The following is a 14,563-nucleotide window of genomic DNA, read 5'->3' on the forward strand; positions in this document are numbered from 1 at the left end:
AGGGCGGTGCCACAGCACCAGGTCAGGAATGCCGCCCCTGCAGGGCTATGAGCGATAGAATCTATCGCTTCCCAGGGCGCTGCCCGTGGGCTATTCCATGCGACCCCGTCGGGGTCCAGCTGGCCTTCTAAGCGATGAGAGGGTATGCTTGACGTTGTAGAACCTGGCACTGGGCTCAAATCTTCACAAGGTCCTTGCAAGATGACAATGGTTGTGGATAGAACTTTGGCGTTTGTGAAACATGGGCGCGGTGCCGCCAAATTTTCCCAAAGTCATCTGCCCTCAGAACGATAATGCGATCATTCCTTCTTGTCACACTTCTTCTGCCGGTTGTCACATTGCTGGGCTGCGCGGCCGAGCCGCCCAAGGATATCACTGATCCCGGCCAGCTCACCTATTTGGGATTCGTGCATCGCGAAGTCAATTGCAGCCGCTGTCACGGCCCAGAGGGAACCGGTGGCATGTTCGGCCCGAAGATCCATGAAGTCATGCGCCGCAAGAGCCGCGCTTACGTGCGCGACGTTATTCTGCACGGCAAAGGGGAGGAGGATGACGCCATGCCCGGCTTTGCGGAGCAGTTGACGCCGGAGCAGGTCGAACAGGTAATCGATTTCCTCGCGACGTGGGTGGACAGCCTGCCGCGGCCGGCGGGCGCGGATTCCGGAAACGCCGCGCCATCTGCGCATTGAATGCGCCTCAGGCCTCGGCCCGCAACACCTCGAGCGGGGGACGATCCACAATCCCGCGGCTGTTCAACATTCCCAACAAAATCGTCAAGCCGATGACTCCCAGCGCGATCATGGTGCTGGGCAGCACCGCCGGCGAAAAGGCGGTCTCAAAAACAAAGCGCGCCAGCGCCCACGTGCCGGCAAATGCCAGCAGCATACCGGTGAGCGCGGCGAGTCCGCCGAGGAAAAAATACTCGATGGTCATGATTTTGATCACCTGGCGGCGCTGCGCGCCGAGCGTGCGCAACAGCACGCTTTCCTGAATGCGTTGATAGCGGCTGGTGATCACCGCGCCTGCCAGCACCACCAGGCCGGTGAACACGCTGAAGAATGCCATGAATCGAATGACGAACGCGACCTTGCTCAAAATCGTTTCCGCGGTGGTCAGAATCAAAGCCAGGTCGATGGCGGAAACATTGGGGAATTTCTGCACCACGGCGCGTTGCACCTGCGCGGAAAGTTCGGCATTGCCCGCGCGCGTCACCAGCACTTGAAACTGCGGCGCGCCCTCCAGCACGCCGCCGGGAAAGAGCACGAAAAAGCTCGGCATCATGCGCTGCCAATTCACCCGGCGCAGACTGCCCACTCGCGTCGGCAACAGCACACCCTGCACGTCGAACACCAGCTCATCCCCGAGTTTCACTTTCAAATCTTTCGCGATGTCTTCTTCGAGCGAAACCAGGATGGTTTCCTCCGGCTGCGTGCGGCGGCGCTGCATTTCGCCGGCCAGCAGGGTCTCGTTATCGTTGAGGCTGTCGCGATAGGAGGAACGGTATTCCCGGCGCAAAACCCATTCGGGAATGCCGGCAGTGGAATCACGCTGCAGCACGCGCGTGGTCGTGCCGTTGATGCTTTCCAAACGCATCGTCACGATCGGCACCTGCTGCATGACCGGCAGATTGAAAGAGCGAACCAAGTCCGCCACCTCTGCGGCTTGATCCGGCTGCACGTCGAACAGCACCAGATCGGGTTGTTGATCGGCGCCGGTCAGCTCGACCTGACGGAGCAGCGTTTCACGCGTCAAGTACAGCGTCGTGATGAGAAACGTGCCGAAGCCGAGCGCGAGCAACATCATCAGAGTTTGGTTGTTGGGGCGGTAGAGGTTGGCCAGTCCCTGCCGCCACACGAAACTCCAGTGGCTCGGAAAGTATTTGCGCACGGCGCGGGTCAGCAATCTCGCCACGCCCGCGAGCAGGCCGAAGGCAACGCCCACAGCCGCGGTGAAGAGCAATCCCTGCACGGCATTTTCCATTTGCCGCATGGCAAAGGCGGTGATGGCGAGCACGATGGCGACATAGAGCAGCCAGCGCAGCTTGTCGCGGCCGGGATGGGGTTGCGCCTCAAAAGCGGAGCGCAGGCTCAGTAGGGGGGAGATGTTGCGGATGGACAGCAGCGGCAGCAGCGCGAACAGCGAGGACAAGCCCAAGCCGGTAATCATGCCGTCCGCGAGAGCGCTCCACGAGACCTTCATCTCGAGTTGCACCGGCAGGAAATCGCCCAGCACACGCGGCAGCAGAGTTTGCAAATAAACGCCGAGCGCCGCGCCGAGCGCCGCACCCAGCAGTGCAATCATCAGCGTTTGCACCAGAAAGATGCCGAAGGTTTGCCGGATTTTCGCGCCCAAACAGCGCAACACGGCGATGGCATCGAGCTTCTGTTTGATGTAGACATGAATGGCACTCGCCACGCCAATGCCGCCCAGCAGCAGCGCCATGAAGCCGACGAGATTGAGAAAGCGCGTTAGGTTTTGCAATGCCCGGCCCAGTTCCCGCGTGCGGCTCGCCACGGTTTCGTTGTTGAGGCGATGCTTGGTCAGTTGCGGCTTGAGGTCGCGCACCAGCCGGTCCGCGTCGACTTTGGGGTCGAGTTGGAATTGCACGCTGTGGGTAATCTGGCTGCCGCGCTGCACCAATTGCGTTGCCTCCAGGAATCTCATCGGAATAAAAACGCGCGGGCCGAAAAAGGCGTTGGCCGCAGATTCGCCCGGAATCCGCAGCAAGCGGCCGGCGATGCGAAACGTGAGATTGCCGATTTTGATGGAATCGCCCACCGCGGCCTCGTATTGCAGCAACAGGGCTTCCTCCACCAGGGCATTCTGGCCGTCACGAAAGGTGACCGCAGCCGCAGGCGGATCGGTTTCGAATTTGCCATAAAACGGGAAATCGCCGGCGACGGCTTTGACGCGCGCCAGCCGCGTGCCGGCCTGTTTGGGAAAATAGACCATGGAAGAGAAGCGCACTTCGCGCGCCTGCTTGCCGCCGAGGGAATCAAACAGCGCTTCCATCTCCGGAGCGAACGGCTGGCGTCCGGAAATCACCAAATCCGCGCCGAGCAGAACCTTGGCCTGCGCCTGCATCGCCGCAGCGAGATTCTGGCGCAACGAGCTGATCGCCACCAGCGCCGCAATGCCCAACGTGATGGAGGAAACAAACAACAGCAGGCGGCGGCGATGGGTGCGGCTGTCACGCCAGGCCATGCGCCAAATCCAACCTGCGGAAGGAGCGCGCCGCAAGTTCCCGTTTTGTGCCGGCACGGCAGCCACCGAGTCCGGCGGAGAGGACTTGCTACTCTCTTGCATCTGCGCCTGCCTTTGCCTTATATTCGCCGTCAGTCCGTTCGTCCGAAATCACGGCGCCCCCACGCAAGCGCAGAATGCGTTGCGTGCGGCGCGCGAGATCGAGATTGTGAGTCACCAACACCAGCGTCGTGCCGGCTTCCTGGTTCAAATCAAAAAGCAGTGAGATGACGCGATCGCTGGTATCGGCATCGAGATTGCCGGTGGGTTCATCGGCAAAGAGAATTTTGGGGCGATTGATGAACGCGCGCGCCAGGGCCACGCGCTGCTGTTCGCCGCCGGAGAGTTGCGCGGGATAGTGATTCATCCGGTCGGCCAGGCCCACGCGTTCGAGCCAATCGGCGGCTGCCGGCCGCACATTGGTTTCGCCGCGCAGCTCGAGCGGCACCATCACATTCTCCAGCGCGGTGAGCGTGGGCAGCAGTCGAAAGCTTTGAAACACGAAGCCGATGAAGTCACGCCGTACGCGCGCGCGTTCGTCTTCATCGAGGCCGTCGATCTGAATGCCGTTCAACGTCACGCTGCCGGTGCTGGGACGATCCAAGCCGGCGCACAAGCCCAACAGGGTGGTTTTGCCGCTGCCCGAGGGCCCGACGATCGCGCAAGTCGCGCGTTCCGCCAGCGCGAACGAAACCTGCTGCAAGACGGTCAGCGTGCGCTGGCCGCTTTGAAAGGACTTGCTGAGCTTTTCCACATGCAACATCGGATTCAAATCCATAACTATCTCTTGATTGATTCGATTCTCAGAATTGTGCCGACAATGTACGAAACCGGAGAACACATGCGCCAACGTTTTCACGTGTGGGAAATTCTTTTTCTCTTGAGCCTGCTCATGATCACCACGCCGGTCCGGAGCTCGCCGCCGGGGCAAACCGCCGGTGCGCCGCGGACCATTCTCTTTCTCGGCAACAGCCTGGCGGCCGGCTTTGGGCTTGATCCCGAATTGGCCTTCCCGGCGTTGATTCAACAGAAGATCGATTCGCTGGGCTGGAATTTCAACGTCGTCAACGCCGGCTTGAGCGGCGAAACGTCCTCGGGCGGATTGCGACGCATCGACTGGCTGCTGCAGCGCGACGTCGACGTTCTGTTTCTCGAATTGGGCGCCAACGACGGATTGCGCGGCATTCCGCTCGAGCTCACCAAACAGAATTTGCAGGCGATCATCGCTCGCGTGCGGGCAAAAAATCCAGCGGTGAAAATCGTGATTGCCGGCATGATGGTGCCGCCCAATCTGGGCGCGGAATACACGCGCGCGTTTCGCGCGATTTTTCCGGATTTGGCCAAACGCAACCAGGCCGCCCTCGTGCCGTTTCTGCTGGAAGGCGTGGGCGGCGTGCCGGAGTTGAATCTGCCCGACGGCATTCATCCCACTGCTGCCGGCCATCGCATTGTGGCGCAAAACGTTTGGAAGGTGTTGCGGCCGGTGTTGCAGCCGTTACCTGCAAACCGAAAATAACTGTTCAATCGGAGGGCGCATGGGGCAAGAGGCCAAATGTCAGGTCAGCTTTGGCGGCCAAATTTCCGAAGGCCGCGCCTATCTCGAAGCAGCCGCGCTCTTGTTTCGCGGTGAATTTCGCCTGCAGATTCCCTTTGACCAGATCACTGCATTAACGGCAGCGGACGGGGAGCTGGCCGTCACGTCTGCGGCAGGCGTTGCGCGCTTCCAGCTCGGGCCACTGGCGGACAAGTGGCGGGAGAAAATTCTCAATCCCAAAAGCCTGCTGGACAAGTTGGGAATCAAGGCGGATTGTGAAGTCGCGGCGCTCAATCTTGCAGACGATGACTTTTTGCGGCAATTGCGCGAACGGGTGGGCGCGTTCAGCACCGTCAAACCGCCCAAGGTCTGCGACGTGATTCTGCTCGGCGTGAGTGACAAAGCGGCGTTGCGCCGGCTGGCGCAGCTTCAGAAACATCTCGGCAAAAGCGGCGCGTTGTGGGTTATCTTTCGCAAAGGGCAATCCCATTGCAACGAGAGTGACGTGCGCGCCGCCGGCAAGCAGGCCGGTCTGGTCGACGTCAAAGTCGTGAGCTTCTCGGCCACGCATTCCGGCCTCAAGCTGGTGACTCCCAAGGCCAGGCGTTGATCCTGGCCTTGCTTTTTCCGGCGGAATTGTTCATTTTGCAGCGACTTCTTCCGCCGGCCGCACGCCGGCCATGCCTCAATACTTTCTCGTGAGACTGGGAATGATCAAACCTGCGCGGCTTTTTGTTATTCCCTTCACCGTATGCCTCATGGTCAGCACCGGCGCCGCCAGTAATGACGGCCTGCCCAATCAGCTTCAACAATCTCCCCAAACAATCCCCAACGATTCCGCACACCACGTTACTGGCGCGAAGACTGATCCCGGCAGGCCGCGCACGGCTTTGTTTCATGAGAATCAGAAATCCGTGCGCGACCTGCAGCAGGGCCGCATGAGTTGGGGCTGGCTGGCGGCGGGATTGTATGTGTTGAGCGGCCTGCTCTTTGGCGGTTTGAGCGGCTACCGCGCGCTGAGCAAGGGCCTGGCACCCATGCCGTATTTCTTGCTCGGATTCTTTTTGAGCATTCTGGGATACCTTTTCGTTTTGACACGTCCGGCCGCCCTCGCCTCGCAAGTTCCGCCGGGGCTGGTGAAAGTGCCGGCGACGTACGCGCCGGTTCCGTGCGGCCGTTGCGGCCATCCCAATCATCCCGCGGCGAAACAGTGCGCCGGCTGCGGAGGAGGCTTACAGCCGTTGGTGCAATCGGACCTCGATCGTTTGGCCTGAACGCATACCAACCGCTGTGCTGATATTCAGAGAAAGACTGCTTTCCCACATCATGCAGTGCACATCAAATTCAACTATGGAGGACTATCATGGACAATCTGTCGGGCGGCACTTACGGCATGCCCTCAGCCTCGAATCCCATGCTGCACATGACGGTGTCGAAGATGACCGGCGACATGCGCTTTGTCGGCGTGTTCAGCATCATCTACGGCGCGCTCACTTGTCTGGGAATCATCACCGCCGTGGTGGGAATTCCGCTGATCATTGCCGGCCTCCGGCTGCGCGAAGCGGCTGATTCCTTCACCGCATATCTCGCCACCAACGATGGCGTGGCGCTGCAACAGGGCTTCGAGCGGCAGGCGAAGTACTTTTTCATTCAGAAAGTCTTTTTGATCATCGCGCTGGTGCTGGTCGGGCTCTACATTTTGTTCGTCCTTTTCTTCCTGGGTTCGATGTTTCAATCAGGGTCCCGGCTGTAGCGGGAATACTTCCGTCTTCGGCGCGGTTTATTGCTATTGCGCAGTTCTTCTCCGGTTCGTGTCGATTGATTGAGGTCTCATGTCAGCTCAGCAGAAGCAGCCCGTCTTGTTCTCCCGCCTGCGGCAGGCCATTTTGGCAATCCTGCATTCCGGCAGCGGCATGCAGGAACGGCCCCGGCTCAAGCAACACAATGAAAGCAGCATTCCCGGGCTTTTTGTCGTCGGTGATTTGGCCGGCGCGCCGGTGATCAAGTATGCCATGGCGCAAGGCTATGACGTCATCGAGCACATTGCCGCGCTGCCGCATGCCATCGGCGGGGAGGATGCGAGTTTGTATGATGTGATCGTCATCGGCGCGGGCGCAGCGGGCTTGAATGCCGCGCTGCAGGCGGCGGAACGCGGCATGCGTTACCTGCTGTTGGAGAAAGAACAGATCGCCAACACCATCGAGAATTTTCCGGAGGGCAAGTACGTTTATGCCGAGCCGGACAGCCAGCCGGCCAAGGGCAAGCTCTGGCTCGATGGCGCCACCAAGGAAGACCTGATGCGGCGCTGGCATCAGATCATCGCCGAAAACCATCTGCAGGTTCACACTGGCGAGGGTGTCACTGCCCTCGCCAAGAAGGGCGGCGTTTTTTGGGTGACGACTCCGCAAGCGGTTTATCGCAGCAAGCGAGTGGTGCTCGCCACCGGCCAGCGCGGCAATCCGCGCAAGCTGAACGTGCCGGGCGAGCAGCGCGAGCGCGTCTATCATCGCCTTTATTCGCCGCGCAAGTACAAAGGCGAGAACCTTCTGGTCGTGGGCGGCGGCAACAGCGCGGTGGAGGCGGCGGTCACGCTCAGCGAGCAAAACAAAGTCTATCTTTCCTATCGCCGCGCAGAGTTCGAGCGGGTGTTTCGTGACAATGAACGGCAGCTCAATCAAGCCATCGCCGCGCAGCGCATCGAGCCGATATTTCATTCCAACGTCACCGCATTCGGCGAGCGCGAGGCCACGCTCGCCGTCGCTCATGACGGCCGCCGGGAAACCCGCACGATTCCTTATGATCATGCCTTTGTGCTCATTGGCGCCGAGGTGCCGCGCGAGTTTCTCAAGTCGCTCGGCCTCAAGATGGAAAACGAATGGGAAGGCAGCCTGCTGCGCGCGGCGTTGCTCACGCTTGCCGGATTTCTCGGCCTGGCGATTTTCGGCGCCGGCTTGGGCGGCCACGCGCCGGTGCTGGGCGTAAGCCTGTCCCTGCTGCCGGGCTGGCTCGGCGGCCTGCTGTGGGCGCTCAGTCTCGGCAGTCTGATTTTTTTCGGCGCGCGCGGCGATCGTTTTGCCTGGCTGGGCTTGTCTTTCTTCGTGTGGTACACGGTCTATGGCGTCAAAGTCGGCAAGGGTGAAGAGTTCTGGCCGTTTCACAACTGGGGCTACCAGTTTCTGTCCTTCTTCAATCGGCCGTGGTCTTTCTGGTATACCGTGCTTTACACCGCGCTGATGACGTTCTTCGGCTTGCAAGCATTGCAGCGCTGGGGCCTCGACCGCAAAGACAAATTCCAAATCTGGCGCTACGTCAGTCTGATCAGCTTCCAGTGGATCTTCTTTTTTCTGATTCCGGAATTTTTGTTTCAAATGGCGGTGCAGTATCAGTGGGTGGGGGAGAGGCTGGCGAGTGATCCGGTATTCGCGGAACAGGCCTGGCGCAGCTATGGCTTGGTCTATGCCTGGCCGCTGTTCTTCTACACTTTCTTCTACAGCCCGCATCAGGTGTGGGTGGTGTGGGGCGTATTACTCACTTTCGTCATCATTCCGATCGTCGTGCTGTTTCACGGCAAGCGCTATTGCTCGTGGATCTGCGGCTGCGGCGGCCTGGCGGAGACATTCGGCGACCGCTGGCGCCATCTTGCGCCCAAGGGCAGGACTTCGATCAAGTGGGAATGGATGAACCTCGCGGTGCTGATCTCTGCCGTGGTGATTACCGCCCTGATGCTGTTGCAGGACGTTTACCACGCGCTCACCGGCGCGGCGGAAGTGGGCATCAGCCTCTATCGCATCTACGCTGATGTCTGGCTGGTCGGCATTTTGCCGGTGACGCTGTATCCGTTTCTCGGCGGCAAAATCTGGTGCCGCTACTGGTGCCCGCTGGCCAAGCTCATGCAAATACAATCCGCTCTGTTCAGCAAGCTGAAGATCGGCAAATTCAAGATTGTCGCCAATGACAAGTGCATCGGCTGCTACGAGTGTTCGCGTCATTGCCAGGTGGGAATCGATGTCATGAGCTACGCGCTCAAACAGCAGGTGTTGGACAATGCCACCAGTTCCTGCATCGGCTGCGGCATTTGCGTGACCGTCTGTCCGATGGACACGCTGAGTTTTCGCGAAACCGATGGCCATGCCCATGCGGCGCCCGTGAAACTGACGAACCGGCAGGGACAAGTGGTGGGGTGAGCCGTTCGAGGATTTCGCATCTGCCAGGTTGTTTTGACTTGTCCATGTCAGATTCACCGTGGAGACGCCGAGCTCGCTGAGCGTTCAGTCAATCTCGCCCCGTGAATTCCGCGGCGCTACGGTAATTTTTGAAATGTGACAGTGTCAAGTCAATCGCTGCTGTCATCCTGCAAGGATCCGATGGCTACAACGTTGAATCCACGCCGTCTTTTCAAGAAAGGCTAAATTGACCCCAACGGGGTCGCAGGTAACAGCCCACGAGCAGCGCCCTGGGAACCAATGAAATCTATCGTAGCAAGCCCATGGGGCTCCCGAATGTTTGAATCGACCGATTCCCAGAGCGTTGCCCTTTGCTTTCATATGATACCCTTTTGGGGCTGTTGATCTGTGCGAAAGGAATCGACTTAACGGTGTAGTACTACGAAGAACTGGCCGCAGTCGCGAGCGATTCACAAGCTCCCTGCAAGATGACACGTCAAGGGGGCCAGCCGAATGGATTAGAGTAACGGCCAGCTAGTACAGCACTCTCACCTTGATCGTGACCTCCATCTCTTTCAAATCTTCCACAATCTGCCGGTCCACCAGACGATCGACGTCAGTGACTAGATAACCGATCTCCTCTTCGGTTTTGAGAATCTGCCCTTCGATGTTGATGCCGAAGCGGGCAAACTCCTGGCTGAAAGTCGAAATCACGCCCGGCACGTTCTTGTGAATGTGCAGCACGCGATGGCGCCGGCCCTGCACCGGTAACTGCACCTCGGGGAAATTCACACTGCCGAGGGTGGCGCCGGTGTTCATGTAGGTGATGAGCTTCTCGCTGGTTTTGCTGCCGATGTCCTCCTGCGATTCCAACGTGCTGCCGCCGATGTGCGGCGTGAGAATGACGTTGGGCAAGCCCTGCAATTCAGTTTCGAATCTCTCCTGGTTGGATTGCGGCTCGTGCGGAAAGACATCGACTGCCGCGCCCGCCAAATGGCCCGCGACTAGTGCGTGGCGCAGATCGCTGAGATTCACATTGCGGCCACGGCTGAGATTGAGCAGGAAGCCGCCCGGCTTCATGAGTCGCAGTTGCGCCGCGCCGATCATATTGATGGTGGTTTCATCCTCCGGCACATGCAGCGTCACCACGTCCGCGCGGTGCAGGAGATCGACCAGAGAATGCACCGGTTTGGCATTGCCGATCGGCAGCTTTTCCGCGATGTCGTAGAAAATCACCTCCATGCCCAGCGCCTCCGCCAGGATCGAGACCTGCGAGCCGATGTGGCCGTAGCCGACGATGCCCAGGGTCTTGCCGCGCACTTCAAAGCAACCGGCGCTGCTTTTGTCCCAAACCTGGCTATGCGCCGCTTGATTCTTGGGAAAAACGCGGCGCAACAGCATGATGATCTCGCCGATCACCAATTCCGCAACGCTGCGCGTGTTGCTGTAGGGCGCATTGAAAACCGCCACGCCCTGGCGCCGCGCCTGCACCAGATCCACCTGGTTGGTGCCGATGCAAAAGCAACCGATCGCCCACAATCGCCGCGCGTGCTGCAACACCGCGGCGGTCACTTGTGTTTTCGAACGAATGCCGAGCACGTGCACGGATTCGATTTTGCGGCACAGGGTTTCTTCGTCGAGCGCGCCGGGCAAAGATTCGATTTGATAGGATTCCGCCTCGAAGCGCGCCAGCGCAGCGGGATGAATGTTTTCCAACAGCAACACGCGAATCTTGCTTTTGGGAAAGGAAGTCTTGGGCAGACTCTTCAGCAGATGTTTGACACGAGGCATGGTGTTCATGGGCGTTTCGCAAAATTCCAGGTAGGGCGCCGCCGGGGCGCAGGTTTTCAAATCGCCGCTGCGGCGCGTAACGATTGCAAGCCGGCGTCATCGAGTTGCAACAGCGTGCGCAGGACTTCTTCCGTGTGTTGCCCGAGCAGGGGCGGCGGCAGGCGCACGGCCGAAGGGGTGGCGGAGAATTTCGCCACCGGGCCGAGCAGCCGCAATTCCTCGCCGGCGGGATGCGCAATGCTTCGCACCATCTCGCGGCTGAGGATGTGAGCATCCTGCAAGATTTCGGGAATGGTGTTGATCGGCGAGGCCGGAATGCGTGCGGCCAGCAGCAGATCCAGCCACGCGCTGGTGGATTTCTCACGCAGCCGGCGCTGCAACGCGGCAATCAGATCCTCCCGGTGCCGCACCCGCAGCGCGTTGGTGGCATAGCGCGGCTCTGCCGTGAGCGCGGGCAACTCCAGGCAGCGGCACAACCGGCGAAACTGCTCGTCATTGCCCACCCCGATCGCAAGCTGGCCGTCGGCCGTGGCAAAAGTCTGATAGGGCGCGAGATTGGGATGGGCGTTGCCGCAGCGCTGCGGTGCCTGGCCGGAAACGAGGTAGTTCATCGCCACATTGATCAGCCAGGCGACCTGGCTGTCCAGCAAGGCGATGTCGATGAATTGCCCTTCACCGTTTTTCTCGCGCTGATGCAGCGCCGCGAGAATGGCGGTGGCGGCATACATGCCGGCCATCACATCTGCGATCGCCACGCCGACTTTGACAGGCTCGCCCTCGGCGTCACCGGTGATGCTCATGATCCCGCCTTGCGCCTGCATGATGAAATCATAGCCGGGCCGCGCGGCATAGGGACCGGTTTGTCCATAGCCGGTGATCGCGCAATAGATCAAGCCGGGATTGCGCGTGCGCAGCGCGGCATAGTCCAAACCCCAGCGCGCCAGCTCGCCGGCTTTGAAATTCTCCACCAGAACATCACTTTGAGCGGCGAGTTCGCGAATCAGTTCAACACCGGCCGGGGATTTGAGGTTGATGGTTACACTTTTCTTGTTGCGATTGCAGCTCAGGTAATAGGCCGATTCACCGTGAAACCACGGCGGTCCCCATTGCCGCGTGTCATCGCCAATGCCGGGCCGCTCGACTTTGATGATTTCCGCGCCCATGTCGCCGAGCAACTGCGTGCAGAACGGGCCAGCCAGCACGCGCGAGAGATCGAGCACGCGCACGCCGGTCAAACATCCGGAAGAGGGAGAATTCATCGGGCTTGTTGGTCTGAGACTTTACTTTGGCCGCCGCTCACAGCGCGTGCCGCGCACGCATTACTGCGCTTGCGCCGTTCGGCTGCAAATGGTGCGCAATATATCATGCCGCAGCCAGACGAGCAAGGCCGAAGTTTACCGGCTGCGGAGCTGCACCTGCGCAACGATGGGGTGGCAATTCTGCGCTTGACTTTGTTCCTTTTGGTTGCGACAATCAAACCCTGACCGCTCAACACCATCGTTTGCAAGGAGGAGAATGTCCGGCTCTCATTCACCCGCCCGTTGGAAAATTTGGACGGCATTTGCCGCTGTTTATTTGCTGTGGGGTTCGACCTACCTGGCCATGCGTTTCGCCGTCGCCACGCTGCCGCCGTTTCTCATGGCGGCCACGCGCTTTCTCACCGCCGGCGGCGCGCTTTATCTTTGGGAAAGAATACGAGGGACACCCAAACCCGAGTTGCTCTTGTGGAAAACCACCGCGATCAGCGGCGCCTTGTTGTTGTTCACCGGCAATGGCGGCGTGGTGTGGGCCGTGCAATATGTGCCGAGCGGATTGACTGCCGTGCTGGTGGCAATGGTGCCGCTCTGGATTGTGGTGTTGTTGTGGCTGTGGCAGAAGCGCGGCCAGCCTGATGGCCGGACCATGCTCGGCATCGTCATCGGCATCGCCGGCATTGCCGTGCTGGTGGGCCCCGAGCGTTTGATGGGCAGCGGCGCCGTGGATCCGTTGGGTATGGTGGTGCTGGTGCTGGCCTCGCTTTCCTGGGCGGCGGGATCGTTGTACTCCACGCACAGCCGCATCAAAGCCTCGCCGTTACTGGCCACCGGTATGCAGATGCTCTGCGGCGGCTTCCTGCTGCTGATGCTGGGCTTGCTCGCGGGCGAGTGGCAGCAACTCAACTTCGAACAAGTTTCGCTGCAATCCGCGCTCGCGTTGGCTTATTTGATCGTCTTTGGCTCCTTGATCGGCTTCACCGCCTACCTCTGGCTGTTGCGGGTGACCACGCCCGCGCGCGCCTCGACCTATGCCTTCGTCAATCCCGTCGTTGCGGTGATTTTGGGCTGGGCGATTGGCGGTGAGCCTTTGACCGCTCGCGCGCTGGCGGCGACGTTGATGATTGTCGCTGCGGTTATCGCTATTGTGTTGAACCGGCAACCGGCGCAATTGCCCAGCCCGGAGCGCGGCGCAGTTGTTCCCGAGACAACGGCACGGCCGGCGCCGGCCAAACCGGAACAAGTTTGCCCGGATGCCTGTTGATTTGGGCCAGATCACTGCATGGCGATGCCAGGCGGGCACCGCCGGACAAAGTGAAAGCAGGTGCCGGTGAAATTCGAAAGCCACGGCCGACTCTGCGCATGATGAGTTGGTGCGGGTAACCATCAAACGTTTTCGGCAGCAAGGAGAGGGATATGCCCCATGCTTTTCGGGACATCGAGACCAAGGCGGTGCATGCCGGCGAGCCGGCGCCGCGCATCGAAGGCGCGGTGAGCATGCCGATTTTTCAAACCGCGATGTTCGAGTATGACGGCGAAGAGACCGGCTATCATGATCTGCGCTACATCCGGTTGAACAACACGCCCAACCATCACGCGGTGCAGCAGAAGCTGGCGGCGCTGGAGAATGCCGAAGCGGCGCTGGTCGCGGCCAGCGGCATGGCCGCGATTTCCACCACGCTGCTCACTCTGCTGGCGAGCGGCGATCATCTGCTGGCGCAGAGCAACCTCTATGGCGGCACGCACGATTTCATCACCAAGGATTTGCCGGCGCTCGGCATTGCGTATGACTTCATCAACGGCAACGCTCCCGAAAGTTGGGCGCAGAAGCTGCGCCCCACGACCCGTGTGCTCTATGTGGAGGCCATGTCGAATCCGCTGCTGCAAGTAGCAGACTTGCGCGCGGCCGTGACCTTTGCGAATGCCCACGGCTTGGTCGCGATCATCGACAACACTTTTGCCAGCCCCTACAACTTTCGGCCGGCGGAATGGGGTTTTGATCTTTCACTGCACAGCGGCACAAAATACCTCAACGGCCATTCGGACATCGTCGCGGGCGCGGTGATCGGCCGCGCCGGTTTGGTGGAGAATATTCGCCACAAACTGAATCACCTCGGCGGCGCGCTCGATCCGCATGCCTGCTTCCTGCTGCAGCGCGGCATTGCCACGCTGGCGGTGCGCATGAAGCAGCACAATGCAAGCGCCCTGCAGCTTGCGCGCTTTCTGAGCCTGCATCGTGAAGTTGCCCGGGTGAACTATCCCGGCTTGGAAAGCCACCCTCAGCACTCGCTCGCGCGCGAATTCTTCAACGGCTATAGCGGCATGCTGAGCTTCGAGCTGCACGAGGGACTGACTGCCGCCAAACGCTTCATCGCGCGCACGCAGATTCCCATCAAGGCGCCGAGTTTGGGCAGCATTCACACACTGATCACCCGGCCGGCCACCACCTCCCACGCCGGCCTGGCCGCCGAGGAGCGGCTGAAGTTGGGGATCACCGACAGCTTGATACGCGTCTCTGTCGGCATCGAGTCGACCGATGAACTGATCGCCGATTTTGATCAAGCCCTGCGGGCGTAGAA

Annotated in this window: 12 protein-coding genes and 1 pseudogene; 9 read left to right on the forward strand and 4 right to left on the reverse strand. The window is 60.1% G+C overall.

Annotated elements, in window-relative coordinates:
- Positions 1–293: 293 nt before the first annotated feature.
- Positions 294–689: a cytochrome c gene (locus L6R21_07980; protein MCK6559125.1), complete on the forward strand. Its 396-nt coding sequence runs from the start codon at positions 294–296 to the stop codon at positions 687–689.
- A 7-nt stretch (positions 690–696) separates the two neighbouring features.
- On the opposite strand, the gene L6R21_07985 is transcribed toward L6R21_07980, so the two are convergent.
- Complete coding sequence (locus tag L6R21_07985; protein ID MCK6559126.1) at positions 697–3,204, reverse strand: ABC transporter permease; 2,508 nt, start codon at positions 3,202–3,204, stop codon at positions 697–699.
- Between the two features lie 88 nt (positions 3,205–3,292).
- Positions 3,293–4,021, reverse strand: a complete 729-nt coding sequence (locus tag L6R21_07990; GenBank protein MCK6559127.1) for an ABC transporter ATP-binding protein — start codon at positions 4,019–4,021, stop codon at positions 3,293–3,295.
- A gap of 114 nt (positions 4,022–4,135) precedes the next feature.
- Here L6R21_07990 and L6R21_07995 point away from each other — a divergent pair, with 114 nt between their 5' ends.
- From L6R21_07995 to L6R21_08020, 6 genes and pseudogenes are all read left to right on the forward strand, one after another.
- On the forward strand, positions 4,136–4,759 hold the full coding sequence (locus tag L6R21_07995) for an arylesterase (GenBank protein ID MCK6559128.1): 624 nt from the start codon (positions 4,136–4,138) through the stop codon (positions 4,757–4,759).
- A gap of 19 nt (positions 4,760–4,778) precedes the next feature.
- A complete protein-coding gene (locus L6R21_08000) occupies positions 4,779–5,387 on the forward strand; it encodes a DUF3052 domain-containing protein (GenBank protein MCK6559129.1) in 609 nt (202 codons plus the stop codon).
- A 100-nt stretch (positions 5,388–5,487) separates the two neighbouring features.
- Positions 5,488–6,051, forward strand: coding sequence for a hypothetical protein (locus L6R21_08005; GenBank protein MCK6559130.1), 564 nt, complete (start codon positions 5,488–5,490; stop codon positions 6,049–6,051).
- Positions 6,052–6,140: 89 nt separating this feature from the next.
- Positions 6,141–6,530, forward strand: coding sequence for a DUF5362 domain-containing protein (locus L6R21_08010; protein ID MCK6559131.1), 390 nt, complete (start codon positions 6,141–6,143; stop codon positions 6,528–6,530).
- A gap of 331 nt (positions 6,531–6,861) precedes the next feature.
- A pseudogene (locus L6R21_08015) lies at positions 6,862–7,587 on the forward strand (NAD(P)-binding domain-containing protein).
- 558 nt (positions 7,588–8,145) lie between these two features.
- Positions 8,146–8,961, forward strand: coding sequence for a 4Fe-4S binding protein (locus tag L6R21_08020; protein ID MCK6559132.1), 816 nt, complete (start codon positions 8,146–8,148; stop codon positions 8,959–8,961).
- 513 nt (positions 8,962–9,474) lie between these two features.
- On the opposite strand, the gene serA is transcribed toward L6R21_08020, so the two are convergent.
- Together serA and L6R21_08030 are read right to left on the reverse strand one after the other, a co-directional pair.
- The gene (gene serA / locus L6R21_08025; GenBank protein MCK6559133.1) at positions 9,475–10,740 is read right to left on the reverse strand and encodes a phosphoglycerate dehydrogenase; all 1,266 of its coding nucleotides are present in this window, start codon (positions 10,738–10,740) and stop codon (positions 9,475–9,477) included.
- A 47-nt stretch (positions 10,741–10,787) separates the two neighbouring features.
- Positions 10,788–11,990 (reverse strand): CoA transferase, encoded by a 1,203-nt coding sequence (locus L6R21_08030; protein ID MCK6559134.1) that lies wholly within the window; start codon positions 11,988–11,990, stop codon positions 10,788–10,790.
- 256 nt (positions 11,991–12,246) lie between these two features.
- Between L6R21_08030 and L6R21_08035 the strand changes: the two genes are divergently transcribed.
- Entirely contained in the window at positions 12,247–13,248 is a 1,002-nt protein-coding gene (locus tag L6R21_08035; protein ID MCK6559135.1) for an EamA family transporter, read from the forward strand.
- Positions 13,249–13,400: 152 nt separating this feature from the next.
- Positions 13,401–14,561: an aminotransferase class I/II-fold pyridoxal phosphate-dependent enzyme gene (locus tag L6R21_08040; protein MCK6559136.1), complete on the forward strand. Its 1,161-nt coding sequence runs from the start codon at positions 13,401–13,403 to the stop codon at positions 14,559–14,561.
- Positions 14,562–14,563: the final 2 nt, after the last annotated feature.

Source organism: bacterium, assembly GCA_023150945.1.
Taxonomy (GTDB): domain Bacteria; phylum Zhuqueibacterota; class Zhuqueibacteria; order Zhuqueibacterales; family Zhuqueibacteraceae; genus Coneutiohabitans.